The organism is Agrobacterium sp. LAD9, from assembly GCF_003031125.1.
Taxonomy (GTDB): domain Bacteria; phylum Pseudomonadota; class Alphaproteobacteria; order Rhizobiales; family Rhizobiaceae; genus Agrobacterium; species Agrobacterium radiobacter.
Window position 1 is genome coordinate 1 of sequence record NZ_PHGS01000008.1, and the last position, 26,221, is coordinate 26,221.

Genomic DNA, 26,221 nt, shown 5'->3' on the forward strand with positions numbered 1-26,221 from the left:
AAGCGGCGGTTTGCGGCTTCTGTTGTGCGGCAATTTCCGGCTTCTTGGTAGCGGCGGCCATCTCGTCGTCGGTCACCGCTGAAACACAGCCGGAAAGCCCAAGCAGCGAAACCGCGACGACAAGACGCGGACGGACAAGGCGTCTTTTCGCGCTTTCGACAGTTTTCATGGCTGGCCTCCGTATCTTGCATTTCCAACAGCAGCACGGGAACGGAATCGTGTGCTTCCCCAAAACGGGACTGGCCGTTTCGATTCGCGGACTATGCCTCATCCCCTCAGGACAAGGCAAGAGCACCCGAAAACGCCGCTACTCACCGGAAAATCCCTACCAGGAACCGGTATTCTGCATAGATATCCACGGTTCGGCTGGTGCGAAGCTTTCGCCCTTCTGCAGAATTTCGAAGGAAATACCGTCAGGCGAACGCACGAAGGCCATATGTCCGTCGCGCGGCGGCCGGTTGATGACGATGCCGTTCTGCTGCAGCCGGGCGCAGAAATCGTAGATATTGTCGACCTCGTATGCCAGATGGCCGAAATTGCGGCCGCCGGTATAATCCTCGGTGTCCCAGTTATAGGTGAGCTCCAGGCAAGGCGCCTTGTTTTCCTTCGCCGCAGCAATGTCGTCGCGCGCCGCAAGAAACACCAGAGTGAAGCGGCCTTTTTCGTTCTCGATTCGGCGTATTTCCGTAAGACCGAGCAGGTCGACATAGAATTTAAGTGATTCGCCAAGGTCTTTGACGCGAACCATCGTGTGCAGATACCGCATTTTATTCCTCTCCATTACACGGGTCCGAAGCCGTTAAACGCATGATGGCAAGCCCCGGACAAGGACGGCGACATAAAAGCAGCTGCGTAAATCAAAAACTAGGGCTTGCGTGAAACCGTTACCAAGATGTTAATCTGGCGCACAGGAATCAGTTGACCGGTGTATGGCGCGTAATCGAGGGGTTGGCAGGATATGGCTGATAGGATGTCATCGAAAACGATAGTCGATGTCGAGGACCTTTCGGGCGATGCCGTGGACCTGACCGAGATTACCGGCGTCGTGAAGTGGTTCGATGTCGCCAAGGGTTTCGGCTTCATCGTGCCTGACAACGGCACGCAGGATGTGCTGCTGCACGTCTCCTGCCTGCGCCGCGACGGTTACCAGACTATCCTCGAAGGCACGCGCATCGTCGCCCTCATCCAGCGGCGCGATCGCGGTTTCCAGGCTTTCCGCATTCTCTCCATGGATCAGTCGACCGCCGTTCACCCCTCGCAGCTGCCCCCGGTGCGCACCCATGTGCAGGTGACGCCGTCGAGCGGGCTTGAGCGCGCCATCGTCAAGTGGTTCAACCGCACCAAGGGTTTCGGCTTCCTGACGCGTGGCGAAGGAACGGAAGATATTTTCGTGCATATGGAAACGCTGCGCCGTTTCGGCCTGACGGAGCTTCGTCCCGGTCAGGTGGTTCTGGTGCGCTTCGGCGATGGCGACAAGGGCCTGATGGCGGCGGAAATCCATCCCGACAACCCGGTTGCCATCGGGATGTCGCATTGATGTCCGCCCTGCGCCATATGGTGAAAAGCGCCGTTATGGCGCTTCTTTTTTTCACGCTGGCCGGCACCGCGCAGGCTCAGGAACGCCAGGCCTTCACGTCAGAGCCGCTCACCATTGAAACCGCTTCCGGGAAAACGCACGACTTCGTTGCCGAACTGGCGCTGGACGATGCCCAGCGCGCGCAGGGTCTGATGTTCCGTAAATCCATGCCGTCTGAAAACGGCATGTTGTTCGATTTCGGTGAGGCGCGCGCCGTCGCCATGTGGATGCGCAACACCCTCATCCCGCTCGATATGCTGTTCATCGGCAGCGATGGCCGAATCACCCATATTCACGAAAACGCCGTTCCGCATTCGGAAGCGATCATCAGCTCCCGCGGACCCGTAAAATTTGTGCTTGAGCTGAATGGCGGCGCCGCGAAACGTTCTGGCATCAAGCCCGGCGATATGGTCCGCAGCGCGCAAATCGGCAACCGGAAATGACATTGCCGCGTTATTGCGTCTGAATGAGCCGGACGAGGTTTCGCCCGGCTGGCACAATATTCAGTAAACCGGCTCGATATGGCTCAGAATCCGGCAATTGGAAATGGAAGCGGCAAGATTGATGGCGATATCGATCGCCTCGACCGAATCGGCCGTGCCTTCCAGATAAATCACATCATTTTCGACACTTGCGGAAATGCGCGACTTTTCGAGCCCTGATTCGAAGGCCAGAGCCGAGGTGATAGCCTCGCATACGCCGGCCATGCGGTCTCCGAAGAAGCTTTCCTGAATGCCTGACAAATTAAACATATGTGTTCTCCTTCTTATGAACATACCAACGCCGTAGCGGTGGTTTTGTTCATCTCCGGTTCATCTATTTGTTCATCTTCCATTCATCTTGGAAAATTGGAACCCCCTGATCGATCACATTTTAGGTGATCGGGAACCATTTCGTGAGGCGGGCATTTCGCGCATGGGAGTGTGAGAGGCTTTCAAGCCAGGTAAAACAGGGAGGAAAATGACATGCTGATTCACAGAACAGAGCCGTGTCACCACGCCGCGTGGATGAAACCGGTGGCGATCCATCTGCCGCTTTCGGCGGCCGTGGAAATCTACAGCCCGCTGGTGGCACTTGATATGCTGATGTACCGCTGGCCCGAGGAACATGGGCCGGAATATGAGGAAGCGCGGAGGAACTGCCTCGATGCCATCGCCGGCAGATGCGACATCGAGAAAGCACGGGAATCGTTTCTCGTCGCAAGCAGTCATGCCCATATCCTGAACGTCCATTAAAATTCATCGACCATCATGACGATTGGGCCCTTCTATGCGGAGGGCTTTTCTTTTGAGCGCAGCCGTCGTGACGCCTCTCATGCGCCGCTCGATCTCCCTGCCTGTCCGATCATGACATGTAACTGTCACGCAAACGTTATAATCGGCAGAGACGAATTCCATGGAATCGATTGGCGGGTGGACCGCCGAAAGCTTGGGAGTGGAACTGGCCAGCATGGAAACCGTTTTTGCCCTTTGCGCAATCCTGCTCCTCGCCTTCAATCTTCTCGGCATCGTTCTGGCCGGCTGGCGACTGACAAGACGGGATGCGGAAAACGATCTTGTCCGGAAAAAACCGCCTGTCTCGCTTGTCGTGCCGCTGCGCGGCGTGGAAAACTTCACGCCGCTGACACTATCGCGCGCCTTTCAGCTCAACTGGCCCGACTACGAGCTGCTGTTCTGCGTCGCTGATGAATTCGATCCCGTGATCGAGGAAGTCCGCAAAGCTGAAGCCGCCTTTCCCTCGGTCTCCACACAATTGCTCATCGGTGACGACCGCATCAGCGCCAATCCAAAGCTGAACAATTGCGTGAAGGGCTGGCGCGCCGCCCGGCATGAATGGGTGATTCTCGCCGATTCGAACGTGTTGATGCCGAAATCCTATATTGCCACCATGATGTCGGCCTGGCGGAAGGACAGCGGGCTCGTCTGCTCGCCGCCGCTCGGTTCACGGCCTGCGGGTTTCTGGGCGCATGTGGAATGCGCCTTCCTCAACGGATCGCAGGGCCGCTGGCAATATGCGGCGGAAGCCATCGGTATGGGTTTCGCGCAAGGCAAGTCGATGTTGTGGAACAAGCCGTTCCTGGAGGACAATGGCGGCATTCGTGCACTCGCCGCCGAAATCGCCGAAGACGCCGCCTCGACGAAGCTAGTCAGAAGCGCCGGCCGCAGGGTGCATCTGGTCTCCGCCCCGTTCGAGCAACCGCTCGGCCAGCGCCATGCCGGTGAAATCTGGTCGCGCCAGACCCGCTGGGCGCGGCTGCGACGTGTGACCTTCCCGCAATATTTCGCACCGGAAATCCTGACCGGCACGCTTCCCCCGCTTCTCTTCGCGCTCGCCGCCGCTGCCATGATGGACGTGAACCTTACCGCAACCGCCTTTGCCGTCCTCACCCTCATGTACGTTCCGGAACTCGCGCTTGCCGCCCTCAACCGCTGGCCGGTTTCGCTCTACACGCTGCCGGCCATGATCAGCAGGGATATGATCATGCCCCTCGTCTGGGCCCGCAGCTGGATCGGCAGCGCGGTGGCTTGGCGTGGCAATGTCATGACGATCGGCACGGCCGAGAGCACACTGGCCGGTCCGTCAGCGGAATAAATTGTCATCTTTGGGATAGGGTTACGCCGGAAAGCTGATGTTTTGCTTTAAAATGGTCGGAGTGGAGAGATTCGAACTCCCGACCCTCTGGTCCCAAACCAGATGCGCTACCAGACTGCGCTACACTCCGCCGAGGCGATGGCTGGGGAATACACGGTTCACCCGCAGTCCGCAACAGGGAAATTCATCTTTGTTCAACCGCGGCCCCGATGGGCAAAACATGACGCCGAAACGGCGGAGTGCGATCGGGCTGCTAGGGGATAATCGTCTTGACTCTCACCTGAAGTCAGTCCATTTCAAATTCAACGTTCCTGACACGATTTGGTTATTCTATTCAGGTACGTGATGAATAATTCGGGGTGTTGTGCCCCACTGTCCAACCGGAGCAGTTTCGACATGTCTGCGAAGATTTACCGCCCTGCAAAAACCGCCATGCAATCCGGCAAGGCGAAGACCAATGTCTGGGTTCTGGAATTCGACGCCGAAGTTCCGCGCAAGATCGATCCGATCATGGGCTACACCTCCAGTTCCGACATGAAGCAGCAACTCAAGCTGACATTCGAGACGCAGGAACAGGCCGAAGCCTATGCCCAGCGCAAGGGCATCGAATACCGCGTCATCCAGCCGAAGGAAGCGACCCGCAAGGTGGTTTCCTACACCGACAATTTCCGTTTCAACCGCACCCAGCCCTGGACGCACTGAAACACCAAGATCAAAGTTTTTGCCGGAGTATCGATTGCCCGGCATGATGGCCCCTTAGCTCAACTGGATAGAGCAACTGCCTTCTAAGCAGTAGGTCGCAGGTTCGAGTCCTGCAGGGGTCGCCAATCTTTTCAATCCCTTAGCGACTTTTTCTGAATCATCAGTTTGCAGTTTTCTGGCGCAGTTTGCAGAATTCGTCCTGTGGGCGTTCTGGTGGTGCAACTTTTTGTTGATTTTCCACTTGCACGAATCGGTGCCGACAACCATCTCTAATTACGACTAGAGACAGCCGCGCATGAGGGGGCCACCTGGCTGTTCAAACTGGAAACACCCTCAAAAAGTCTGGCGGGCGATACGCGGTTACCCAAGACTTCGCCCAGAGATGAAAGGGATGCGTATGCACGCTTCTTTGGTTCTCGAAGCCAGTCAGTCGAAGCAGTCGTTTCGATTGAGGTTTGACCTCAAGGTCAGCTTGGCTTCAATCGTAGCATGGTTCGGTCTGTAATACAGAAGCCTCTCTTGCTCACGCGGGGGAGGCTTTTTGATGTAGCGAGATTAAAGAGGTTTCGCGGCAGTTATATGAGCTGCACAATTCAGGCCGGAGGAAAACAGAATGGTGGAAGTGCTCATTGGTTCTCGGTGGCGTTGTCCATTTTGCAGCACAAATTCTTTGATTAGTAGAGACAACTTAAGCCGGATCGTGTTGCCATTGAATGGCAAATCTAAACATGGGAACAAAGCCATAGCTGTGACTTCAATCTCGTGCGCAAATGAAGATTGCAGTGAGCTATCGCTAACCATCGACTTCGGCGATTACAAAACGTCTAGGAGCAATAGTGGCTTTATCAATCACATAATGAACGAATGGGATGTCGAACTTACAAAGAGTTTTTTGCCCGACGGGGTATCTGTGTCGGTACCGGCTAGCGTTCCAGAGGAAATTTCGATCACGTACAAAGAGGCCGCACGGATAGCGGATATAAGTGGCAGGGCATCAGCGGCAATGTCCCGTCGTTGCCTGCAAGGAATGGTCCGCCACTTCTTCGATATCCCAAACAACAAGCGCGGCAACTTGGGGGCAGAACTGTCGTTTGTAAAAGATCGTATAGATCCCGAAATGTGGGACAACCTGCTTGCGGTCCGCAGCGTGGGCGACATCGGCGCCCATATGGATAATAACGTCGACCAGATTATTGACATTTCGCCTGAGGAAGCTCGAATTCTGCTGGCGCTAATCGAGAGCCTCTTCAAAGAGTGGTACGAAGCCCGAGAGAAGCGTGAACGCTCATCTGCCGCGTTGAAGGACCTTTTGGTGTCGAAACGCGCTCAGCAAAAAGAAGCGAAGCAGAAGTCCGCCGTGGTAGCAGACGAAGGCTCGAGAGATAACTAGCCGTTCATTCGGAAAGATATGGCTCAGCTTAAAATTAAGCCATCTCATTTCACGCAGCCACCTTCAGCCGCTCAACAGCATCGCTATCCTACGTGTTGGAATGCGAGCTTGAGATCGTCGCTGATTTTACCCGGTCTCAGCGCATTTGGGGTATGGGTGCCGCAATGGCGCGCGCCGTAAGCCGAGGACACGCGGTTATCCAACACTCTTCGGGCTGTAATCGGGCATTGGAGAGCGGCATATCGATCGCGATGAGATTGACGTTGCATTCGGCAAGCGATTCTCTAGCATTCAGAAGCGCTGTCACCTATGCAACGGAACCACGGTGACGATCGGTGCGGGCGAGTGTTTCCTGTAAGAGTACGAGAAAATGATAGTAGGACGAGGCGGCAGCCCGCAGCCGCCAGTGAAGGCCGTCCTTGACGACCAGGGCCCCACGCCGCTCGGCTCGGTCACCGTCCAGGCGGCATCAATCCCCAATATGGCGCTCAGAGCAGCTCCCCCGTTTGCCCGCTGCAAGCGGCCGAGCCCTACCCCTGCCCAAACAGTGTGAAATACCCCCACACCGCCACGAAAAACGCGATGACAGCCGCAATCGTCAAAGCCTTCCTGGCTTTCGGCCCGAGGGGTTCGCGTGGCTTCTTCGGCGGCACCGGTTTGCGGAACTTCACCACATTGTCGTTCATTTCATCATCGTCCTGAATGTCGCCGCTGAAAGCTCAGCCGCGTTTATGGCATCGATATTTCCGGATTTATCTCTAGCAGACCAGAACTATCATAAATATTACCAAGTTTTCACTTCACCCTCAGGGCAAGCTATGTCACTTCCCACAATCAGAGGAATACAACGGCGACAGATGGACGGACAAACCGGAGAGCGGAAACAACCCTCTGTGGTATTTTGAATTTTGCGGGTGATGAGAATGAATGACGCCAATACGAGTGGCAGCGACACAAAAAACAGCCAGCCCGATCTGCGCGAGATTCTGGGAACGAACAGAAACGGCCGCAAGAAAAAGTCGCGTCGGTTTCTCTATGCCGCAGCAGCCATTGTGCTGATTGGCGGGGGCCTTGGTTATTATTACCAGTCACGCGCAGCCGGCGTCGCCTATAGCTACACCACGGAGGCCGCGCGTCAGGGCGATCTCTCGGTCATCGTCACCTCCACGGGCTCGGTTCAGCCGACGGATCAGGTCGATATATCGAGCGAACTGTCCGGCACGGTGCGCAAGGTCAACGTCACCTATAATACGCCGGTCAAGGCCGGAGACGTGTTGGCGGAACTGGATACCAACAAGCTGGAGGCCGACGTGCAGAGCGCCCGCGCCAAGCTTGCCTCCGCCAAGGCCAACGTGCTAAAGGCGCGCGCCGATCTCGGCTCGGCAAAAACCTCGATGGAGCGCCTGAGATCGCTGGTGCAGAACCGGGTGTCCAGCCAGCAGGATCTGGATGCGGCGCAGTTCACCCATGATGCCGCCGCCGCCACGCTGCAGGTCAACGAGGCAACGGTGCTGTCAGCGGAGGCGGATCTGAGGCTCGCCGAGGTCAATCTCGGCAAGGCAAAGATCGTCTCGCCCATCGATGGCGTCATCCTCACCCGCAGCGTCGATCCCGGTGCCACCGTCGCCTCCTCGCTCAACGCCCCTGTTCTCTTCACCATCGCCGGTGATTTGCGCCACATGGAATTGCAGGTCTCAGTGGATGAGGCCGATGTCGGCAAGGTCGAAACCGGCCAGAAGGCCAATTTTAATGTCGATGCCTATCCCGACCGCAGTTTCCCGGCCGAGATCGAGACCGTGCGCTTCGCGTCCGAGACCGTGTCCAACGTGGTGACCTACAAGGGCATATTGACTGTCGACAATGAGGAACTGCTGCTGCGCCCCGGCATGACGGCGACCGCCAATATCATTGTCGAGGAAATCAAGGACACGCTGCTGGTGCCGAATTCCGCGCTTCGTTATACGCCGCCGCGCGAATCCGCCTCCCGTGGCGGCGGGTTGATGAGCCTGTTCCGCCCGCCCCGCATGGGCCGCTCGCAGAACCGCGACGCCGGCCAGGCTGCGACAGGCAAAAGAACGGTCTGGGTGTTGCGCAACAACAATCCGGTCTCCGTTTCCATTGAAACCGGTTCCACCGACGGCCAGCATACCGTGGTAAAATCGGGCGAGTTGAAGGCCGATGACCAGGTGATCACCGACGCAACGGCCCGCAACGCCGGCTGACGGAGGACAAGTGCATGCAACAGCCGCCGCTCATCGAATTCCGCGATGTCGTCAAGCAATATGGCCGCGGCGAAGCGACGATCCGCGCGCTCGATGGCGTCAGCCTCTCCATTCGCGAGAAGGAGTTCGTCGCCATCATGGGGCCGTCAGGATCGGGCAAATCCACCTCGATGAACATCATAGGCTGTCTGGATGTGCCGACATCAGGCGAATATCTGTTCCAGGGCGTGCCGACCAGCAGTTTCGACAATGAACATTTGACGCTGCTGCGCCGGCACATGCTGGGTTTCGTGTTTCAGGGTTTCAATCTTCTCTCGCGCACCTCGGCCGTGGAAAATGTCGAGCTGCCGCTGATCTATCGCGGCATGAAAGCCTCGGAACGGCGCGAGCGCGCCATGGAGGCGCTGGCGCAGGTGGGTTTGAAGGGCCGCGAGGACCACACCACGCAGGAGCTTTCCGGCGGCCAGCAGCAGCGTGTGGCCATTGCCCGCGCCATCGTCACCCGCCCCGCCCTGCTTCTGGCCGACGAGCCGACCGGCAATCTCGATACGAAAACCAGTGTCGAGATCATGGAACTGATCACCGCACTCAATCGTGACAGGGGCATCACGGTCGTTATGGTCACGCATGAAGAGGATATCGCCGCCCACGCCGGACGCCTCCTGCGCTTTGTCGACGGCCATCTCGCCTCCGATAGCGCCGCGGACAAAAAGGAGACATCAGATGTTCTTTGAAACGTCGCGTCTTGCGCTGCGCGCCATCAGCCGCAACCTGCTGCGCTCCTTCCTCACCGTGCTTGGTGTCGTCATCGGCGTGGCCGCCGTCATCGCCATGGTCACCATCGGCAATGGCACGACGGAACAGGTGAAATCGGAACTGTCACGGCTCGGCACCAACATGCTGTTCGTCCGCCCCGGCCAGTTCGGCCCCGGAAGGGCGAGCACCGAAGCCAAACGCTTTGACGACCGCGATATCGAGGCCATCCGCAACCAGATATCAGGCATCCGTGCCGTTGCGCCGCAGAACCGCAGTTCCGCCGCAACCGTCATTTTCGGCGGCAAGAACCACCAGACAAGTGTCATCGGCACCACCAACGATTATCTGATCGCGCAGGACTGGACCATTGCGCTCGGCCGCGACTTCCAGCCCGCCGAAGATCGCGGCGGCCAGATCGGCTGCATCATCGGCGAAACGGTGCGTCAGGAACTCTTTGGGGCAGAAAACCCTGTGGGGCAGACGATCCGCGTCAGCAACATCTCCTGCCCCGTCATCGGTGTGCTGGCCAGAAAAGGCCAGTCCGGCCTCGGTGACGACCAGGACGACACGATCATCATGCCGCTTAAAATCCACCAGCGGCGCATCGGCGGCACTACCACCATTTCCTCGATCATGGTTTCAGCGCAGGATGGCGTTTCTACCGCCAAGGTGCAGAGCGACCTGCAGAACCTGCTGCGCGAGCGCCGCCGCATCGGCATCGGCCGTGAGGATGACTTCACCGTCAACGACATGACGCAGATCGCCTCGGCCATGACCGGCACGACGACGCTGCTGACCGGGCTTTTGGGCGCGGTCGCCGCCGTCAGTCTTCTGGTGGGCGGCATCGGCATCATGAACATCATGCTGGTCTCAGTGACGGAACGCACCCGCGAGATCGGCATTCGACTTGCCATCGGCGCGCTGGAAAAACAGGTGCTGACGCAGTTTCTGGTGGAAGCCGTCATGCTGTCGGCCTTCGGTGGCCTCGTCGGCATCCTTACCGGCCTCGGCCTCGCTTATGCCGTCGTCAGCTATCTCACCGTGCCCTTTGTCACCAGCCCCTCGATCATCTTCCTCGCTTTCGCCTTTTCGGCGGCCATCGGGGTGATTTTCGGGTATTTTCCGGCACGGCGGGCGGCAAGCCTGAGCCCGATAGAAGCGTTGCGACATGAGTGAAAGTCGGCGTTCAAACCGCAACCGGCTTTGTGTGAGAAGAAACGGCAAGCTGCAACTCCTCCTTGGGGATTGACCCGATCCGCTCTAATCGCTCACCGTGGAGCACGCATATCCACCCATTCTTCGAGCGCGCGCTCTATATCGTCCTGATAGGGCGGCAGGTTTTCCTTCTCACTGATGGCGCGGAGATACGCTTCCACGGCATTCCGTTGCAGCAGGGTCAGTAAGGAAAATTTCTCCTGGCACCTGCACAAATAGGGTGCGAATTCGTGCCTGTAGTCGCCATCGAGATCAGCAGTCATATAGGCGGGCAGATGAAATCGCATTCCTTCAGCATCAAGGAAGGCGGGGCTGCCGGAATGTCTGTTGAGGTCCTCCACGGGGATAGCGGCCCAGTCATTCTTCTCGTCGCCAGCACGACACGCGGCGCGAACCTCATTATTCGCATAATCGTCAAGCGCCTGCGCCTCGGAGAGGCCGACGCCACCACCCAGGGTGACACCCGCGAATGCTTCTCTCACCGCCGCTTTCGCGTTTGCGATAATATCAGGCTCCGGTCGCATCAAATAATCCGCCTGTTCAATGATGCGTTCCCCCGTCACCGTGCACCGTCGGCCATTCTCCACCCTCGGTCCGCTCGAACTGAAGGCCATTCTGCGTGTCACCCTTGGATGTCGCAGACCGCGCTCGCAGGCGCGCCTTCTCCTCCCAGTAAAATGTAAGATAAATAATGCCGACGATCAGCGTCAGACCAGCCACGACGCCGGCGACGATCAGACCTATGGTCCAGATATCAATCGAGGCGCTATTGATTTCCATCCCGGTTTCCTCCCCACGATCAGTCCTGTCAGCTGTCCGAAATACCTTTTCAGTATGGGTGGCAGGTGGTCACGCACCTCCTGCCAAACCTCGCGGAATATCCGATAACCTTGCTTCAGGGCGTCAATCGGATAGGCTCACCCTCAAGTTTACCGGATGGAGTCTGGATGTTCAAATCGGTATCGGACAGCGCCGCTGCCGCAGACGGCGGTTCGCTCGCTCTCTTCGTGGAACGGATTGACGGGCAGACGGAAGTGTTTGTGATCAATCGTTCTCTCGCGTCACGCGGCAAGCCCGACTATAACAAGGTCACTTCAAGCCTTCAGCCACTTTCCGCGGGGGATTGCGGGATGGTCGCGGCGGCTCTCGAACCTCTATTGACGACGACGCCATCAATTCATCCGCTGGCGGATTTTATCGAAACCCTCAAACAGCAGTCATGATCCTTCGAAAGCTGATTTTGCGCGGGGCGCAGTTTGCGGAAAAAGAACCTCAAACCTCTCATCCGTCATCCTCGGGCTTGACCCGAGGATCTACAAACGTCTCAAGCGATTTGACGGGGATGGATCCTCGGGTCAAGCCCGAGGATGACGTCGCGTTTGTGGGAGCGCTGCGTGCATAAGGAAGGTCTGCCTCTCCATCGCAGAGATAGCCGTAACCAATCAGACGCTGGCCTCTGCCTCGCGCTGCTTTGCCAGCGCCGCCAGATCGGCAGGCTTCAGCTCGACCGATTCACCGCAGCCGCAGGCGGATGTCTGGTTCGGATTGTTGAAGGTGAAGCCAGAGCGCATCTTGGTCACTTCGAAATCCATCTGCGTACCGAGCAGATAGAGCACGGCAGAAGGCTGAACCCAGACCCTGGCGCCTTCGAATTCGACCAGATCGTCCTTCGCATCCGCTTCGGTCACAAGGTCGATGGTATATTCCATGCCCGCGCAGCCGCCCTTCTTGATGCCGACGCGCACGCCCTTGGCATCCGGGCCGGAATTTTCGACGATTGCTTTAACGCGCGAGGCGGCAGCCCCGGTCATGGTCATGATCGCAAAGCCCATCGGCTCATTCTCCTTCGACAATCGAGTTCAAGGCTCGATGCTTATGGATTTCAATCTAATAGCGCCTGAGAGTGTCATCAAGGGATGACACCTGTCAAAATCACGTCAGTACCAGCCGACGGCGACCTGCGCTTCTTCCGACATGCGCTCCGGCGTCCACGGCGGATCGAAGGTCATTTCAACGGTAACACCGGAAACACCCTCAACGGCACCCACGGCATTTTCCACCCAGCCCGGCATTTCACCTGCAACCGGGCAACCCGGGGCCGTCAGCGTCATGACGATCTTGACCATCCGGTCGTCTTCGATGTCGATCTTGTAGACGAGACCGAGTTCGAAAATATCGGCTGGAATTTCCGGGTCGTAGACGGTTTTCAGCGCCGCAATCACGTCGTCGCTGAGGCGCGCCAGCTCATCCGGCGGAATGGTGGATACCTTTTCCTGAGCTTCGGTCGCATCCTGGGTCTTTGCAGTGGCTTCGGCAGTCATGGTCTTAAACCTCAATCCTGATCTCTTATTCCGATATCAGGCGAAAAATTTGCGCGCATATTCCAGCGCCTCAACAAGAGAGTCTACTTCGGCGCGGGTATTGTAAAGGCCGAACGATGCCCGGCATGTGGAGGTGACGCCGAACCGTTTCAAGAGCGGCATGGCGCAATGGGTGCCGGCGCGCACGGCAACGCCGCGCCGGTCGATCACCATCGAAACGTCATGGGCATGGATGCCCTCGAGCTCGAAGGAGAAGATGCCGCCCTTGTCAGGCGCATTGCCGATGATGCGCAGCGAATTGATCTCGCGCAGCCGCTCAGCGGCGTAAGCCGCAAGATCTGCCTCATGCGCGGCAATCGCGGCACGGCCGAGATTGTCCATATAATCAAGCGCGTAACCGAGACCGATGGCCTGCACGATCGGCGGCGTACCCGCTTCAAAGCGATGCGGTGGCTCGTTATAGGTCACGTTGTCTTCGGAAACGTCGAGGATCATCTCCCCGCCGCCCTGGAACGGCCGCATCTCGCGCAAGCGGTCGGCCTTGCCATAGAGCACACCGATGCCGGAAGGGCCGTAAAGCTTGTGGCCGGTCATGACATACCAGTCGCAATCGATATCGCGCACATCGACCGGCATGTGAACCGCGCCCTGCGAACCATCGATCAGCACCGGAATGCCGCGCTCATGGGCAATGCGGCAGATTTCCTTGACCGGCACGATGGTGCCGAGCGCATTCGACATATGGGTGATGGCGACGAGCTTGGTGCGCTCCGTCAGGCTCTTTTCGAAAGCCTCGATATGGAACGCGCCGTCATCATCCACCGGCACCCAGACGAGCTTGGCGCCCTGCCGTTCGCGGATGAAATGCCAGGGCACGATGTTGGAGTGATGCTCCATGATCGAGATGACGATCTCGTCGCCCTCGCCAATAACAGGCATGCCGTAACCGTAAGCGACCGTATTGATCGCTTCCGTCGAGGATTTGGTGAAGACGATCTCGTCCACCGAACCGGCGTTCAGGAAACGGCGCACCTTTTCACGCGACGCCTCATAGGCATCGGTTGCAGCATTGGAGAGGAAATGCAGGCCACGATGCACATTCGCATATTCATTGGAATAAGCATGCGAAATGGCGTCGATCACCACCTGCGGTTTTTGAGCGGACGCGCCGTTGTCGAGATAGACCAGCGGCTTGCCATAGACCTCGCGCGAAAGGATCGGAAAATCCTTCCGCACTGCTTCAACGTCATAGGGGGCCGCCAGTGCGGCGCGTTCGCTCTCAGGCATGATGTTCCAGCCAGCTGGAGATGATCGTCTCCAGCGCCTCTACCAGATTTTCTTCTTCCAGTTCCTCGACGATCTGAGCGACGAAGGCATTCACCAGCATCGCCCGCGCCTTTGCCCGCGGCACGCCGCGCGCCATCATGTAATAAAGATGGTTGTCGTCGATATCGGCAACCGTCGCACCGTGACCGCACTGAACGTCGTCGGCGAAGATTTCAAGCTCCGGCTTTGCCGAGAATTCGCCATCGTCGGACATCAGCAGCGTATTGCACGCCATCTTCGCATCGGTCTTCTGGGCATCGGGTGCAACCCGGATCATGCCCTGGAAAATGCCCTTTGCACGGTCGAACACAACATTGCGGAACACTTCCGTCGAGGTCGTGTTCGGGACGTTGTGGCCAAGAACCATCGTCACGTCGGTATGCGTTTCGCCGCCCAGCAGGTTGACGCCGCGAACGATTAGGTCAGTACCCTCGCCATCCACGTCGATGCGCAGTTCCTGCCGCACCAGCTTGCCGCCGGCATTGATCACGAACAGGCGGATCTTGGCATCCGCGCCGATTTTCATGCGCAGCTGGCCGAGATGGATATCGGCGGCACCCTGCTGCTGCAGGATGATCCAGGTCACTTCCGCGCCGTCTTCAACGACGATATCGGTGACGGAGGAAACAAAGGCCGCGTCGGAAGTCACCGAAAGGTGACGTTCGATAACGGTTGCCTTGGAACCCTTGCCGAAGCGCACCGGAAAGCGGCTGTGAACCTGACCGGCACCGTGGATCGCCTGCAATTCGATCGGCTTTTCAATATCGGCATCATCAGGAATGTCGAGCACCAGACCGTCGCGCACGAAGCTGCCGTTGATACGGCCGATCACGTCGTCCTTGCTGGCTTCCGCAAGACCTGCGGCGGCGGAGCCGTCAGCCAAGCTTTCGGCGAAGCTCGAGACACCAACGTCTTCGATCTTGCCGATATTGGCCGTGCCATGCAGCACATAGGCGACCGGCGAACCGGCGATGACGGACGCGGCCTTCTCGATGACTGGAGCGGGCTGGTCTTCCGGAACGGCGCGCAGCAGGCTCTTGAGATCGGTATAGTGCCATGCCTCGATGCGGCGGGTCGGAAGACCACCGGTCTTCAGATCGTCGAACAGCACGTCGCGGGCAGCGACGACCGCGCCATTGCCCGGCAATTCGCTGAACTTGGCGGTATAGGCGTCGATGAGCGCGGTTTCCGCTGGTGTCAGCCGATTGGTAGTTTGAATGTTCATGGACATCACCTCCTGGCCTCTGGCTTAGGCCGCTTCACCGATGATGTCGGCGTAACCATTGTTTTCCAGCTCCAGCGCCAGAGCTTTGTCGCCCGAACGGATGATCTTGCCCTTGTAGAGAACGTGAACGCTGTCAGGCACGATGTAGTCGAGCAGGCGCTGGTAGTGGGTGATGACGACGGTGGCGCGATCCGGCGACTTCAGCGCGTTGACGCCGTCAGCCACGATCTTCAGCGCGTCGATATCGAGGCCGCTATCGGTTTCGTCGAGAACGCAGAGCTTCGGCTCCAGAAGCGCCATCTGCAGGATTTCGGCGCGCTTCTTTTCACCGCCGGAGAAACCGACGTTCAGCGGACGCTTCAGCATCTCCATGTCGATCTTCAGGTCGCCGGCAGCTTCCTTGACGCGACGGATAAAGTCCGGCGTCGTCAGCTCGGCTTCGCCACGCGCCTTGCGCTGCTCGTTCATCGCAACCTTCAGGAACTGCATGGTGGCGACGCCCGGAATTTCGACCGGATACTGGAAGGCAAGGAAAATGCCCTTGGCAGCGCGTTCAGCCGCGTCCAGTTCCAGAATGCTTTCGCCGTTATAGAGAATGTCACCGGAGGTGACTTCATAGTCTTCGCGGCCCGACAGGATGTAGGACAGCGTCGACTTGCCGGAACCGTTCGGGCCCATGATGGCCGCAACTTCACCAGCGGCAACCTTCAGGTTGAGGCCCTTGATGATCTCGGTTTCGGTATCGGCGATCTTTGCGTGCAGGTCGATGATTTCAAGCATGGTTTTATCCTAAGAATAGTGTGAGCGAAGGTGCGCGAAAACCGCGCACTCAAAGTGCGTATTCGTATGGCGGTTAGCCAACCGAGCCTTCCAGCGAAATGCCGATCAGCTTCTGCGCTTCAACCGCAAATTCCATCGGCAGCTGCTGGATGACGTCCTTAACGAAGCCGTTGACGATCAGTGCGATCGCCGACTCCTCGGGAATGCCGCGCTGCAGGCAGTAAAACAGCTGGTCTTCGGAAATCTTCGACGTCGTCGCCTCGTGCTCGAAGTGGGCTGAGGAATTCTTCGCCTCGATATAGGGCACGGTATGCGCGCCGCACTTGTCGCCGATCAGAAGCGAGTCGCACTGCGTGAAGTTACGCGTGTTGGTCGCCTTGCGGTGGGCAGAAACCTGGCCGCGATAGACGTTTTCCGAAAAGCCGGCGGCAATACCCTTGGCGATGATGCGGCTCGACGTGTTCTTGCCGAGATGGATCATTTTGGTGCCAGAGTCGATCTGCTGATGGCCGTTGGAAACGGCGATCGAATAGAACTCACCACGGCTGTCATCGCCACGCAGAATGCAGGACGGATATTTCCAGGTGATGGCCGAGCCGGTTTCAACCTGCGTCCACGAAATCTTCGAACGGTCGCCACGGCAATCGCCGCGCTTGGTCACGAAGTTGTAGATGCCGCCCTTGCCGTCCTTGTCGCCCGGATACCAGTTCTGGACGGTGGAATATTTGATTTCGGCATCATCCAGCGCCACCAGTTCAACCACGGCGGCGTGAAGCTGGTTCTCATCGCGCTGAGGTGCCGTGCAGCCTTCCAGATACGAGACGTAGGCGCCTTCTTCGGCGATGATCAGTGTGCGTTCGAACTGGCCGGTGTTCTTTTCGTTGATGCGGAAATAGGTGGAAAGCTCCATCGGGCACCGCACGCCCTTCGGCACGAACACGAAGGAACCGTCGGTGAAGACAGCCGAGTTCAGCGTCGCGTAGAAATTGTCAGTCGTCGGAACGACCGAGCCGAGATATTTCTTCACCAGATCCGGGTGCTCGCGAACGGCTTCGGAAATCGACATGAAGATCACGCCGGCCTTGGCCAGTTCCGCCTTGAAGGTGGTGACGACGGACACGCTGTCGAACACCGCATCCACGGCCACGCGGCGGTTTTCCACGCCGGCCAGGAGTTCCTGTTCCTTCAGCGGAATGCCGAGCTTCTCGTAAACCTTCAGCAGTTCCGGATCGACCTCGTCCAGCGACTTCGGGCCGGGGGTGCTTTTCGGTGCGGCATAATAATAGAGATCGTTGAAGTCGATCTTGGGATAGCTGACGCGCGCCCATGTCGGCTCTTCCATCGTCAGCCAGCGCTTGTAAGCCTCAAGACGCCATTCCAGCATCCATTCCGGCTCCTGCTTCTTGGCCGAGATGAAGCGGATAACCTCTTCCGAAAGGCCCTTCGGGGCCTTGTCGACTTCGATCTGTGTCTCGAAGCCGTATTTATACTGGTCCACATCGATCTGGCGGACCTGATCGATCGTTTCCTGAACCGCTGCCATGTCGTTCTCCAATCTCGCCGGAGCCAAGGTCCGGTGGCTTGTCAACGTATCAGGCGGCAAGCCGCCTTATCCATCTTCGGGCAAATAATCCGGGCCCGTATAAACGGGGCGGACCTTATACCCATGTAAGTGCGGGATGGCGCTTTTCACACATCCCGGCAAGCGGAAAATTGCTATTCCGCAATTCTTTGGCGCATTTTAAGCGGCCTGACCGGCCAGCTTGCGCCGCCCGGCAATTTTCGTGAACGCCGCAAGCGTGCGCTCAATGTCTGCCTCATCCGTCGCATGGCCAAGGGAAATCCTCAGTGCGCCGAGCTTGGGATCGCGTCCCATCGCCGTCAGCACATGGCTTTCCCCTACCTTGCCGGAAGAGCAGGCCGAACCGGCCGAGAGCGCGATGCCTTCTATATCGAAAGCGATCTGGCCCGTCTCCGCCTTCAAACCGGGCAAGGTGAAAAACGTGGTATTGCCGACACGTCCGACATCTTCACCGTGGATGATCACGTCAGGCGCATTTGCCCGCATGCCGTCTTCCAGCCTTGCGCGCAACGCGACAAGACGCGTCGCTTCCGCCTCGAGATTTTGCGCGGCAACAGCGGCCGCGGCACCAAAACCGAGGATCGACAGGGTATTTTCAGTACCCGAACGGTGTCCCTTTTCCTGCCCGCCGCCATGGATCAGCGGCTTCGGCATCATCACCTCGCCACGCGACACCAGGGCACCCGCACCCTTCGGGCCACCGAGCTTATGGGACGAGAGGACGAGAAAATCCGCGTCGAGAGCGTTGATATCGAGCGAAATGCGGCCAGCGGCCTGCACGGCGTCGACGACCATCAATCCACCCGCCGTATGCGCAAGTCGCGCCGCTTCCGCCACCGGCTGAAGAATGCCCGTCTCGTTATTGACCAGCATGCAGGCGACCATCGGCAAGCCGGCGGATTTGTCGTGCGAAGACAAGAGCGCTTCGAGTGCGGCTAGATCGACGACACCCGCTGACGTAACGGGAATTTCCGTAACATCAGCCTTGCCGAACCGACCGCCTTCACGAAAAGCGGGATGCTCGATGGCCGAGACATAAAGACGGCCATAGCGCACGGGAGCGCGTCCCATCCTGAAATCCGGCGTCAGCACCAGATTGGCCGCTTCCGTCGCACCGCTGGTAAAGGTGACGTGCGACGCCTGTGCGCCGCAAAGCACCGCCACATCACGACGGGCAGCCTCAACGGCCGCACGGGCTGCGCGCCCTTCCCGGTGCACGGAGGACGGGTTGCCGGCAATCTCCAGCGCGGAGACGAGAACCTCCCGCACGGCGGGCAAAAGCGGCGCCGTGGCGTTCCAGTCCATATATGTGCGCGTCAAACCCGTCATCGCGGAATAGTTTCGCTCAATCTTAATTGCGCCAAAACGCATTTTTCTTGAAATTACAGTTGCGCTTGCCTTATGACACGACCGAGTGCTTAAGCACACGCAAAGTTTCGAATTATTCTAAACTGCGTTCTAGAAAAGATGACACAGTTCGTCAAGTCTTCTCATCGGAAGAATGCGGTTGGAGAATGAAAAAACACGACCGGAGTACCAATGCCCGAAGTCATTTTTAACGGCCCTGCGGGTCGCCTCGAAGGCCGTTATCAACCCTCCAAGGAAAAGAGCGCGCCGATAGCGATCATCCTTCATCCGCACCCGCAGTTCGGCGGTACGATGAACAACCAGATCGTCTATCAGCTGTTCTATCTTTTCCAGAAGCGCGGCTTCACCACGCTCCGGTTCAATTTCCGCTCGATCGGCCGCAGCCAGGGCGAATTCGACCATGGTGCTGGCGAGCTTTCCGACGCCGCTTCCGCTCTCGACTGGGTGCAGAGCCTGCATCCGGATTCGAAGAGCTGCTGGGTTGCCGGTTATTCCTTCGGCGCCTGGATCGGCATGCAGCTTCTGATGCGCCGTCCGGAAATCGAGGGCTTCATGTCGATTGCGCCGCAGCCCAACACCTACGACTTCTCCTTCCTCGCCCCCTGCCCGTCTTCCGGCCTCATCATCAACGGCGATGCCGACAAGGTCGCGCCTGAGAAGGATGTGAACGGTCTGGTCGAAAAGCTGAAGACCCAGAAGGGCATCCTCATCACCCACCGCACCCTTCCCGGCGCCAACCACTTCTTCAACGGCAAGGTGGATGAGCTGATGGGCGAATGCGAAGACTACCTCGACCGTCGTCTCAACGGCGAACTGGTTCCGGAACCGGCAGCGAAGCGTATTCGGTGATAAGCCGCCATTTTTTGAGGCAGGTCTGATCTACCTATAATGATCGACGGCGGGCTTGGCTCAGCCCCCTCTGCCCTGCCGGGCATCTCCCCCACAGGTGGGGAGATCGAATCGTGGCGACCTCCCGGCCGCACTCAACGTGGCAGCTTAGGCGAAGAGCAAGCGTCTGGCTGATCTCCCTCCTTGTGGGGGAGATGCCCGGCAGGGCAGAGGGGGGTGAGCCAAGCCCGCCGCCCTATTACGCCCTCACCAAAACCCCACCCGTCACCGGCTCATTCACGCCCGTCGTGCCGGGATAGGTCAGCGGCAGGCCTTTAAGCGATCGCACGGCGAGATAGGCCCAGGCCTCCGCCTCCATCGCCCCGCCATCGAAACCCGCCTCTTCCGCCGCAATCACCCGCGCCCCCACCTTTGCGGCAAGGCTTGCAAACTCTTCCATGATCACCGGGTTGAGACGCCCACCACCGCAGACCACATAGGTTTTCGCTTCTTCCGGCAGGTAGCCTGCCGATTTGAGGATTGCGGCCCCCGTCAGATGCGAAAGGGTGCGCGCGCCGTCGGCAAACGAGGCCTCGCCCTTTTGCGGCGGCACGAAATCGCTGCGGTCAAGGGAGCGACGGATATTGGCCGAGAAGAACGGGCTTTCCATATAACGGGTGACGAGCGAGGCAACGACACTGCCGCCCGCTGCCGTCCTGCCGCCCTTGTCGAAGGCTTTCCCCGTATGGGCCTCGATCCACTGGTCGATCAGCATATTGCCGGGGCCGCTGTCGAAAGCGGCAAGCCGCCCGCCCTCACCGATATAGGTAAGGTTGGATATGCCGCCGATATTGACGAAAACGGCAGGCGTTTCGAACTCTGCCGGCAGATTGGCGGAGAGCGCCATGTGATAGGCGGGAATGAGCGGCGCGCCCTGCCCGCCATGCACCATGTCGTTGGCGCGCATGTCGTAAACCACATCGATGCCGGTTTCTTCAGCCAGAAGCGCGCCGTCGCCGATCTGCACGGTCAGCGCCTCATCCGGGCGGTGCAGCACCGTCTGGCCATGAAAACCGATCACATCGATATCGCCGGCTTCAAGCCGGTGACGGTGGAGGAAGGATTTGACCGCCGCGGCATGGGCAAGCGTCAGCTTGCGCTCTGCCTCACCAAGATCGCCGGGACGCTCGCGCCGTTCGCGAATGGATTTGGCTGTCACAAGCGCCTTCTGCCAGATGGCCCGCAGGCCGGCATCATAGGGGAAATAACCGCTCGGCCCGTGCCGCACCACGCTTTCGCCATCCGTGCGCAGCAGGGCGATATCGATGCCATCCATCGATGTCCCGCTCATCAGCCCGATCGCCGTTTTGACCTCGCCCACGCGCCGCTCCTTTGCAATATCGAATCATGCTTACACGAATCGCCGTTATTCATGGCCGAAACGGGTGCACTTTTCAAAAAACAATGGTAAAGCCCCCGGCGTTCATTGGCTGCCAATGACGATAAATATCCAACCAGAAAGAAAAAGGTCATGTCCAGGTTCAAGTCCGATTTCCTCCGCACGCTCGATGAGCGCGGCTTCATTCACCAGATCTCCGACGAGTCGGGTCTCGACGAACTGTTCGCCAAGGAAACCGTGACCGCCTATATCGGCTATGATCCGACGGCCTCGAGTTTGCATGTCGGCCACCTCACCCAGATCATGATGCTGCACTGGATGCAGAAGACCGGCCATCAGCCGATTTCCCTGATGGGCGGCGGCACCGGCATGGTCGGCGATCCGTCTTTCAAGGAAGAGGCCCGCAAGCTGATGACGATCGACATGATCGAGGACAACATCACCTCGCTCAAGCACGTCTTCGCCAACTACCTCGATTATGACCGCGCGGAAAACCCGGCGCTGATGATCAACAATGCCGACTGGCTGCGCGGCCTCAATTACCTCGAGTTCCTGCGCGATGTCGGCCGCCACTTCTCGGTCAACCGCATGCTGTCCTTCGACAGCGTGAAGACGCGCCTCGACCGCGAGCAGTCGCTGTCCTTCCTCGAATTCAACTACATGATCCTTCAGGCCTACGACTACGTGGAACTGAACCAGCGCACCGGTTGCCGCCTGCAGATGGGCGGTTCCGACCAGTGGGGCAACATCATCAACGGTATCGATCTCGGTCACCGCATGGGGACACCGCAGCTTTACGCGCTGACCTCGCCGCTCCTCACCACCTCCTCGGGTGCGAAGATGGGCAAGTCGGCATCGGGCGCCGTTTGGCTGAACAAGGATCTGCTGCCGGTCTATGATTTCTGGCAGTACTGGCGCAACACGGAAGATGCGGATGTCGTTCGCTTCGCGAAGCTCTTCACCACGCTTCCGATGGATGAGATCGCCCGCATTGCGGCGCTTGGCGGATCGGAGATCAACGAGGCGAAGAAAATCCTCGCAACGGAAGTGACCGCCATCCTGCATGGCCGCGCCGCTGCGGAAGAGGCTGCGGAAACGGCGCGCAAGACCTTCGAGGAAGGCGCGCTCGCCGAAAACCTGCCCTCCATCGAGGTTCCGGCATCCGAACTCGAAGCCGGCGTCGGCGTTCTCTCGCTCATCGTGCGCGCCGGTCTCGCCGGTTCGAACGGCGAGGCCCGCCGCCATGTTCAGGGCGGCGCGGTGAAGATCAACGACATCGGCGTTTCCGATGAGCGTCAGAACGTTGGTTCCGGTGAAGTGACCGGCGACGGCGTCATCAAGCTCTCGGTTGGCAAGAAGAAGCACGTGCTGGTTCGCCCGGCGTAACGCCCGCGTCAAAGCTGTTATTGAGGGCCGCGAAAGCGGCCCTTTTTATTGAAATTCGAAGATCTGCCGGAAGACGCCGGGCGCGATCAGCGACAGCGGATTGATCGTCAGCTTCGGCTGGTCCGTCTGGCCTGACAGTTTGAAGGTAATGCCGAGCAGACCCCGGTCACGGCCATTGCCAAGGAAGATGCCGATAAACGGCAGTTCCCCGAACAGCCGGTTCAGGCCATAGGCAGGCATGAAGGTGCCGGTCATGTCCATGCGGCCGCTCTGGTCCTTCAAGAGCCCCTGGAATGTCGCGCCGATCTGTTCACCGCGCACGACGCCGTTTTCCACCGCCACCGAACCATTGACATAAACGAGGCGGGCAAAACCGCGCTGGAATTTTTCCGAACTGACATCGATATTGCGGCGCACCGCATTGTTGAGGCTCCTGCCGTCCTCACCCGTCGGCGTGGCGACGATGTCCTGCAGCTTGGCCTCGTTGACGACGGCAAAATTGCGCAGGTCGAGCGAGCCGCTCCAGTCGCTGCCATTGGACGTCGTCAGCGCAAGGTTGAGAAGGCCGCCGCGAATGCGGCTGTAGATATTGGCAAAACGGGCGAGCGAACCCGCATCGCTGCTGGTCAGCGTTACGGTTCCCGTCGCCCCGCGATTGGTGGTCTGGGCGACGACCGCCTGGCCGTTGCCGGTGACACCGCGGAAATCGACCGAGCGCACCTTGCCGTCCCGCACGCTGACATCGGCGCTGACATTGCCGAGGATTTCATCGTTGAAACCGTAAACCTTATCGAACTGCGCCTTGACGGAAAGCGTGGGCTGCGAACGGGATGCGCCGTCGCTGCCGCTGGAGGGGCTGCGCAGCTTCGAAATGAAGGGCCTGAGATCGGCGGATTTGCCCGATGCATTGATGATATAGCCGTTCTTCGACGCTGCGATCGAAACGGCGTAATTATCGGAGGGCGACAGTTGCACGCGGCTGAGATCGGCTGAAATCAGCCCGTTCTTGCTGAAGGCGATATCGCCGGCTGCGCCGAAGCCGTCGCCATCGAGTGAGAAGTCGCTGATCGTCGTGCGCCCATCAGCGACTTCCACGGTAAAGGTGGCGCTGGCGGGAATGCCGATACCCTTGCTCCAGCCGAGCCCGGGCAGAATGATCGACGCCTTGGTCAGATCAAGCCGGATGTCCTGGCGTTTCGGGTCTGCGCCGTCGATTTCAATCGCCGTCGTGCCGCCGAGGACCGTGGACAGTTCCGGGGCGAGCTTGGCAACCTGCGTCTCATTGAGGGTTGCCTTCAGCGACAGTGTCGGCGCGACATCGCTCTTCTTTCGCACCGGCTCCGTCATCACGATATCCATCGGCACATCGTCCACGCGGCCCTTGCCCTCGAGTTTGAGCTGGCGGTCGTCCAACGTCATGAAGCCATCGAGAGCGGTCACCTTGTGGCCGGCGAAGGGCTTTGTCAGCGACAGGTTCTTCAGGTCGAGATCCGCCGTCCAGACCGGCGGCGGCGGGTTGTGGCTGGAAAGCAGGCCAACGGTCAGGTTAGCATGGGCTTTGACATCGCCGGTGAAATCTTCCGGTTTGAACTGCGTGTCCTTGAGCGCATTGATGGGTTTGAGTGTCGCAAGCTCGGCCACGGCATCGGCCGAACCCGAAACGTTCAGCTCGAGATTTCCGAGTAGCGGCTTGTCGTAAACAGCGGAAATGAGAAAGCGGCTGTTCTCCAGCGCGAGCGAGCGGTTCGACGGGAAATAGGTTGTGCCCTGCTTGATATCGACCGCCATCTTGCCGCCGACAAGGTCAAAATGCGCATCGACATCGCGCAACGGTGGAATGTCGCCGGTGGTATTGAGACGCGTATCATCGATATCGAAGCGGATCTGCATTTCGCTTTCGCCCAGCACCAGAGGGCAACCGGGGCCGCACATCCGTCCCTGCGGGATGAAGATCGCGATTGAACCATTGGTGACGGTGCCGCCGTAAAGATTGGACACGACCCAGTCGCGCGGTTTGTGCGCCATCCAGAACGGCCAGAGCTGCTTGACCGCGGTGGCCTCCATCTTCGGAATCTGTCCGCCGAAACTGATTTCTGGCGACCCCTGGCCGAACCGGATTTTCAGCGATCCCGCCATGTCTCCGAGCGGGCCCGTGACATAAAGCGCGGGAACATCGAGCTGTTTCGTCGCCGCCGTAAAATGCCCGTCCGCCTTCAGGCTGAAAGGAACAGGGGCCTCCCCCGAAGCTTCGGACGAAGCAACGCCATTGTCGATCCGCAACGAAAGACCGAAGCCGTCTTCCGTATCGCTGATTTCACCGGCGACCGGAATAATGGTTCGGCCGAGCTCCAGCCGCGAATTGTCGATGACGAGGGTGCTTTTTGCAAAGTCATAATGCGCATTGACGGTGCCTGCCGTGAAGGTCTGGGCTTCGCCGCCAATCCGAAGCGTGCCGTTGCCCATGCCGAGGGAAACGTCCAGGCGCGGCTCCTGCCCCTGCGTGGCCCGCCGGGCGACAATGTTGACGCCGGTCTTGACGTTCAGGCCTTCATGAAGATTGCCGTCGGGATCGTATTTTTCCAGGAACGGGCCGATATCGAAACCGTCGATGCGGGCCTCGAAGCCGTTGATCACACCGCCCGCGCCGGAGGTTTTGAGCGACACGCTGGCAATTTCACCGTTAAACAGCGTTTCGCCATCAAGCGAATAGCCGCCCTGCTGATCCGGCGTCAGCGACAATTCGCGCACTTCGATTGTACGCGGCTTGCCCAGCTCGCCGGGCGGCAGGTGAACCGAAACGCTAGAGATATCGATCTCCTCGGTTCCGCTGCTCAGGAAAGCCTGGGCGAGCTTGTCGAGCTGTCCGAAGGCATCCTGCAATTGCTGCGGCACGGCGTCGAGCTTGACGCTGGTGAGATCGAACCCGTTACCCTTGGGCAAAAGCGCGGTATCGAGCTCCATCCCGTCAGCTTCGAGGCTTTGCACCGAGACACGGCCGGTCAGAAGCGCAAGCGGATCGAGCGCCATGCCGATCGCCCGCGCCCGGCTCAGATGCTGGCCGGATTCCTTCTCAACGATATCCACGTCCTCAGCCACCAGCGCAAGGCGCAACCCGGTGGAAAACCTGATCGCCGAAGAACCGATCCGCGCGCTGTAGTGTGGACCGAGCGCCTTTTCCAGCGCCTGCTGCGCCTGGCTGGAAAGCGTCGCATCGATCGATCCGGTCTCGACGGAAAGAATGATGCCGCCGATGGAGAGGAAGGCCAGCACGAAAAGCGCCGCGAAAATCTTGACGAAGGCTCGCACCATGGAGCGCGGCGCGGGGCAATGAACGATGATGGGATCTTCGGCCTGCGCCGAAGGAAGATCATGCAGCGCAATGATATCACGCCTGCCGAACTTGACCTTTTCACCCCTGACTTCAGCCATACGCCCTTGTTTGCCCTTGAATAGCTTTTGTTTCGCCGCAACACCGGAGCGGATGGCGAAAAGTATAAGCGGTTTCCGTCTGGAATCCCGCTCTAATTCTTTAGCCCAGATCACGATTGAGATT

26 protein-coding genes and 2 tRNA genes are annotated in these 26,221 nt (G+C 58.8%); 13 read left to right on the top strand and 15 right to left on the bottom strand.

Annotated elements, in window-relative coordinates; all coding sequences use genetic code 11:
* Positions 1-325: 325 nt before the first annotated feature.
* Complete coding sequence (locus DA915_RS09145; RefSeq protein ID WP_107675679.1) at positions 326-766, bottom strand: VOC family protein; 441 nt, start codon at positions 764-766, stop codon at positions 326-328.
* A gap of 192 nt (positions 767-958) precedes the next feature.
* Between DA915_RS09145 and DA915_RS09150 the strand changes: the two genes are divergently transcribed.
* Positions 959-1,537 carry a cold-shock protein gene (locus tag DA915_RS09150; RefSeq protein WP_035213171.1) on the top strand — a complete coding sequence of 193 codons (579 nt, stop codon included), beginning with the start codon at positions 959-961 and terminating at the stop codon, positions 1,535-1,537.
* Positions 1,537-2,019: a DUF192 domain-containing protein gene (locus DA915_RS09155; protein ID WP_192886451.1), complete on the top strand. Its 483-nt coding sequence runs from the start codon at positions 1,537-1,539 to the stop codon at positions 2,017-2,019. Before DA915_RS09150 ends, DA915_RS09155 begins: the two co-directional genes overlap by 1 nt.
* Before the next feature lie 60 nt (positions 2,020-2,079).
* On the opposite strand, the gene DA915_RS09160 is transcribed toward DA915_RS09155, so the two are convergent.
* A complete protein-coding gene (locus tag DA915_RS09160) occupies positions 2,080-2,328 on the bottom strand; it encodes a BON domain-containing protein (RefSeq protein ID WP_003507987.1) in 249 nt (82 codons plus the stop codon).
* A gap of 213 nt (positions 2,329-2,541) precedes the next feature.
* On the opposite strand from DA915_RS09160, the gene DA915_RS09165 reads away from it, so the two are divergent.
* Together DA915_RS09165 and DA915_RS09175 are read left to right on the top strand one after the other, a co-directional pair.
* Positions 2,542-2,811: a DUF982 domain-containing protein gene (locus DA915_RS09165; RefSeq protein ID WP_035213169.1), complete on the top strand. Its 270-nt coding sequence runs from the start codon at positions 2,542-2,544 to the stop codon at positions 2,809-2,811.
* A gap of 214 nt (positions 2,812-3,025) precedes the next feature.
* On the top strand, positions 3,026-4,168 hold the full coding sequence (locus DA915_RS09175) for a ceramide glucosyltransferase (RefSeq protein WP_107675680.1): 1,143 nt from the start codon (positions 3,026-3,028) through the stop codon (positions 4,166-4,168).
* 53 nt (positions 4,169-4,221) lie between these two features.
* Here the strand turns inward: DA915_RS09175 and DA915_RS09180 are convergent.
* Positions 4,222-4,298 (bottom strand) — tRNA-Pro (locus DA915_RS09180).
* A 266-nt stretch (positions 4,299-4,564) separates the two neighbouring features.
* Between DA915_RS09180 and DA915_RS09185 the strand changes: the two genes are divergently transcribed.
* The 3 genes from DA915_RS09185 to DA915_RS09195 all read left to right on the top strand — a co-directional run bounded on the left by DA915_RS09185 (position 4,565) and on the right by DA915_RS09195 (position 6,260).
* Complete coding sequence (locus DA915_RS09185; protein ID WP_003507982.1) at positions 4,565-4,870, top strand: ETC complex I subunit; 306 nt, start codon at positions 4,565-4,567, stop codon at positions 4,868-4,870.
* A 48-nt stretch (positions 4,871-4,918) separates the two neighbouring features.
* Positions 4,919-4,995, top strand: a tRNA-Arg gene (locus DA915_RS09190).
* A 488-nt stretch (positions 4,996-5,483) separates the two neighbouring features.
* A complete protein-coding gene (locus DA915_RS09195; protein ID WP_107675681.1) occupies positions 5,484-6,260 on the top strand; it encodes a DUF4145 domain-containing protein in 777 nt (258 codons plus the stop codon).
* Between the two features lie 530 nt (positions 6,261-6,790).
* On the opposite strand, the gene DA915_RS09200 is transcribed toward DA915_RS09195, so the two are convergent.
* Positions 6,791-6,946 carry a hypothetical protein gene (locus DA915_RS09200; RefSeq protein WP_003507979.1) on the bottom strand — a complete coding sequence of 52 codons (156 nt, stop codon included), beginning with the start codon at positions 6,944-6,946 and terminating at the stop codon, positions 6,791-6,793.
* A gap of 237 nt (positions 6,947-7,183) precedes the next feature.
* Here DA915_RS09200 and DA915_RS09205 point away from each other — a divergent pair, with 237 nt between their 5' ends.
* The 3 genes from DA915_RS09205 to DA915_RS09215 are packed head-to-tail and all read left to right on the top strand — an operon-like array spanning position 7,184 to position 10,414.
* Complete coding sequence (locus DA915_RS09205) at positions 7,184-8,482, top strand: efflux RND transporter periplasmic adaptor subunit (protein WP_003507975.1); 1,299 nt, start codon at positions 7,184-7,186, stop codon at positions 8,480-8,482.
* A gap of 14 nt (positions 8,483-8,496) precedes the next feature.
* Positions 8,497-9,216 (top strand): ABC transporter ATP-binding protein, encoded by a 720-nt coding sequence (locus tag DA915_RS09210; protein WP_020012822.1) that lies wholly within the window; start codon positions 8,497-8,499, stop codon positions 9,214-9,216.
* Positions 9,206-10,414, top strand: a complete 1,209-nt coding sequence (locus DA915_RS09215; protein ID WP_003507972.1) for an ABC transporter permease — start codon at positions 9,206-9,208, stop codon at positions 10,412-10,414. The genes DA915_RS09210 and DA915_RS09215 overlap by 11 nt, the downstream gene beginning before the upstream one ends.
* Before the next feature lie 92 nt (positions 10,415-10,506).
* On the opposite strand, the gene DA915_RS09220 is transcribed toward DA915_RS09215, so the two are convergent.
* Both DA915_RS09220 and DA915_RS09225 read right to left on the bottom strand, forming a co-directional pair.
* Positions 10,507-11,016, bottom strand: coding sequence for a DUF6714 family protein (locus DA915_RS09220; protein WP_107675682.1), 510 nt, complete (start codon positions 11,014-11,016; stop codon positions 10,507-10,509).
* Positions 10,994-11,233 carry a hypothetical protein gene (locus DA915_RS09225; RefSeq protein ID WP_003507969.1) on the bottom strand — a complete coding sequence of 80 codons (240 nt, stop codon included), beginning with the start codon at positions 11,231-11,233 and terminating at the stop codon, positions 10,994-10,996. The genes DA915_RS09220 and DA915_RS09225 overlap by 23 nt, the downstream gene beginning before the upstream one ends.
* Positions 11,234-11,400: 167 nt before the next feature.
* Here DA915_RS09225 and DA915_RS09230 point away from each other — a divergent pair, with 167 nt between their 5' ends.
* A complete protein-coding gene (locus tag DA915_RS09230; protein WP_107675683.1) occupies positions 11,401-11,676 on the top strand; it encodes a hypothetical protein in 276 nt (91 codons plus the stop codon).
* Positions 11,677-11,895: 219 nt separating this feature from the next.
* On the opposite strand, the gene sufA is transcribed toward DA915_RS09230, so the two are convergent.
* The 7 genes from sufA to DA915_RS09265 form a co-directional block, all read right to left on the bottom strand.
* Positions 11,896-12,285 carry a Fe-S cluster assembly scaffold SufA gene (sufA, locus tag DA915_RS09235; RefSeq protein WP_003507965.1) on the bottom strand — a complete coding sequence of 130 codons (390 nt, stop codon included), beginning with the start codon at positions 12,283-12,285 and terminating at the stop codon, positions 11,896-11,898.
* A 105-nt stretch (positions 12,286-12,390) separates the two neighbouring features.
* The gene (locus DA915_RS09240) at positions 12,391-12,774 is read right to left on the bottom strand and encodes an SUF system Fe-S cluster assembly protein (RefSeq protein ID WP_107675684.1); all 384 of its coding nucleotides are present in this window, start codon (positions 12,772-12,774) and stop codon (positions 12,391-12,393) included.
* 36 nt (positions 12,775-12,810) lie between these two features.
* On the bottom strand, positions 12,811-14,061 hold the full coding sequence (locus DA915_RS09245) for a cysteine desulfurase (RefSeq protein ID WP_003507962.1): 1,251 nt from the start codon (positions 14,059-14,061) through the stop codon (positions 12,811-12,813).
* Positions 14,054-15,325: a Fe-S cluster assembly protein SufD gene (gene sufD, locus DA915_RS09250; protein ID WP_107675685.1), complete on the bottom strand. Its 1,272-nt coding sequence runs from the start codon at positions 15,323-15,325 to the stop codon at positions 14,054-14,056. Before sufD ends, DA915_RS09245 begins: the two co-directional genes overlap by 8 nt.
* 24 nt (positions 15,326-15,349) lie before the next feature.
* Complete coding sequence (gene sufC / locus DA915_RS09255) at positions 15,350-16,105, bottom strand: Fe-S cluster assembly ATPase SufC (protein ID WP_107675686.1); 756 nt, start codon at positions 16,103-16,105, stop codon at positions 15,350-15,352.
* Positions 16,106-16,178: 73 nt separating this feature from the next.
* The gene (gene sufB / locus DA915_RS09260) at positions 16,179-17,648 is read right to left on the bottom strand and encodes a Fe-S cluster assembly protein SufB (protein WP_060726327.1); all 1,470 of its coding nucleotides are present in this window, start codon (positions 17,646-17,648) and stop codon (positions 16,179-16,181) included.
* A gap of 198 nt (positions 17,649-17,846) precedes the next feature.
* Positions 17,847-19,016, bottom strand: coding sequence for a cysteine desulfurase family protein (locus tag DA915_RS09265; protein WP_107675716.1), 1,170 nt, complete (start codon positions 19,014-19,016; stop codon positions 17,847-17,849).
* Positions 19,017-19,226: 210 nt separating this feature from the next.
* On the opposite strand from DA915_RS09265, the gene DA915_RS09270 reads away from it, so the two are divergent.
* The gene (locus tag DA915_RS09270) at positions 19,227-19,904 is read left to right on the top strand and encodes an alpha/beta hydrolase (RefSeq protein WP_003495402.1); all 678 of its coding nucleotides are present in this window, start codon (positions 19,227-19,229) and stop codon (positions 19,902-19,904) included.
* A 238-nt stretch (positions 19,905-20,142) separates the two neighbouring features.
* Here the strand turns inward: DA915_RS09270 and DA915_RS09280 are convergent, their stop codons facing one another.
* Positions 20,143-21,264, bottom strand: a complete 1,122-nt coding sequence (locus DA915_RS09280) for an anhydro-N-acetylmuramic acid kinase (RefSeq protein ID WP_107675687.1) — start codon at positions 21,262-21,264, stop codon at positions 20,143-20,145.
* Positions 21,265-21,414: 150 nt separating this feature from the next.
* Between DA915_RS09280 and tyrS the strand changes: the two genes are divergently transcribed.
* The gene (gene tyrS, locus DA915_RS09285) at positions 21,415-22,668 is read left to right on the top strand and encodes a tyrosine--tRNA ligase (protein ID WP_107675717.1); all 1,254 of its coding nucleotides are present in this window, start codon (positions 21,415-21,417) and stop codon (positions 22,666-22,668) included.
* Between the two features lie 45 nt (positions 22,669-22,713).
* Here tyrS and DA915_RS09290 read toward each other — a convergent pair whose 3' ends face one another.
* Positions 22,714-26,097 (bottom strand): DUF3971 domain-containing protein, encoded by a 3,384-nt coding sequence (locus DA915_RS09290; protein WP_107675688.1) that lies wholly within the window; start codon positions 26,095-26,097, stop codon positions 22,714-22,716.
* Between the last annotated feature and the right edge of the window lie 124 nt (positions 26,098-26,221).

Excerpts from the sequence above, each read along its gene's own strand:
- DA915_RS09210 (WP_020012822.1), top strand. The coding sequence starts at position 8,497 with ATGCAACAGCCGCCGCTCATCGAATTCCGCGATGTCGTCAAGCAATAT.
- DA915_RS09195 (WP_107675681.1), top strand. The coding sequence starts at position 5,484 with ATGGTGGAAGTGCTCATTGGTTCTCGGTGGCGTTGTCCATTTTGCAGC.
- DA915_RS09200 (WP_003507979.1), bottom strand. The coding sequence starts at position 6,946 with ATGAACGACAATGTGGTGAAGTTCCGCAAACCGGTGCCGCCGAAGAAG.
- tyrS (WP_107675717.1), top strand. The coding sequence starts at position 21,415 with ATGTCCAGGTTCAAGTCCGATTTCCTCCGCACGCTCGATGAGCGCGGC.
- DA915_RS09175 (WP_107675680.1), top strand. The coding sequence starts at position 3,026 with ATGGAAACCGTTTTTGCCCTTTGCGCAATCCTGCTCCTCGCCTTCAAT.
- sufC (WP_107675686.1), bottom strand. The coding sequence starts at position 16,105 with ATGCTTGAAATCATCGACCTGCACGCAAAGATCGCCGATACCGAAACC.
- DA915_RS09185 (WP_003507982.1), top strand. The coding sequence starts at position 4,565 with ATGTCTGCGAAGATTTACCGCCCTGCAAAAACCGCCATGCAATCCGGC.
- DA915_RS09205 (WP_003507975.1), top strand. The coding sequence starts at position 7,184 with ATGAATGACGCCAATACGAGTGGCAGCGACACAAAAAACAGCCAGCCC.
- DA915_RS09245 (WP_003507962.1), bottom strand. The coding sequence starts at position 14,061 with ATGCCTGAGAGCGAACGCGCCGCACTGGCGGCCCCCTATGACGTTGAA.
- DA915_RS09165 (WP_035213169.1), top strand. The coding sequence starts at position 2,542 with ATGCTGATTCACAGAACAGAGCCGTGTCACCACGCCGCGTGGATGAAA.
- DA915_RS09145 (WP_107675679.1), bottom strand. The coding sequence starts at position 766 with ATGCGGTATCTGCACACGATGGTTCGCGTCAAAGACCTTGGCGAATCA.
- DA915_RS09155 (WP_192886451.1), top strand. The coding sequence starts at position 1,537 with ATGTCCGCCCTGCGCCATATGGTGAAAAGCGCCGTTATGGCGCTTCTT.
- DA915_RS09270 (WP_003495402.1), top strand. The coding sequence starts at position 19,227 with ATGCCCGAAGTCATTTTTAACGGCCCTGCGGGTCGCCTCGAAGGCCGT.
- sufB (WP_060726327.1), bottom strand. The coding sequence starts at position 17,648 with ATGGCAGCGGTTCAGGAAACGATCGATCAGGTCCGCCAGATCGATGTG.
- DA915_RS09215 (WP_003507972.1), top strand. The coding sequence starts at position 9,206 with ATGTTCTTTGAAACGTCGCGTCTTGCGCTGCGCGCCATCAGCCGCAAC.
- sufA (WP_003507965.1), bottom strand. The coding sequence starts at position 12,285 with ATGGGCTTTGCGATCATGACCATGACCGGGGCTGCCGCCTCGCGCGTT.
- DA915_RS09240 (WP_107675684.1), bottom strand. The coding sequence starts at position 12,774 with ATGACTGCCGAAGCCACTGCAAAGACCCAGGATGCGACCGAAGCTCAG.
- DA915_RS09150 (WP_035213171.1), top strand. The coding sequence starts at position 959 with ATGGCTGATAGGATGTCATCGAAAACGATAGTCGATGTCGAGGACCTT.
- DA915_RS09225 (WP_003507969.1), bottom strand. The coding sequence starts at position 11,233 with ATGGAAATCAATAGCGCCTCGATTGATATCTGGACCATAGGTCTGATC.
- DA915_RS09265 (WP_107675716.1), bottom strand. The coding sequence starts at position 19,016 with ATGACGGGTTTGACGCGCACATATATGGACTGGAACGCCACGGCGCCG.
- DA915_RS09230 (WP_107675683.1), top strand. The coding sequence starts at position 11,401 with ATGTTCAAATCGGTATCGGACAGCGCCGCTGCCGCAGACGGCGGTTCG.
- DA915_RS09160 (WP_003507987.1), bottom strand. The coding sequence starts at position 2,328 with ATGTTTAATTTGTCAGGCATTCAGGAAAGCTTCTTCGGAGACCGCATG.
- DA915_RS09290 (WP_107675688.1), bottom strand. The coding sequence starts at position 26,097 with ATGGCTGAAGTCAGGGGTGAAAAGGTCAAGTTCGGCAGGCGTGATATC.
- sufD (WP_107675685.1), bottom strand. The coding sequence starts at position 15,325 with ATGAACATTCAAACTACCAATCGGCTGACACCAGCGGAAACCGCGCTC.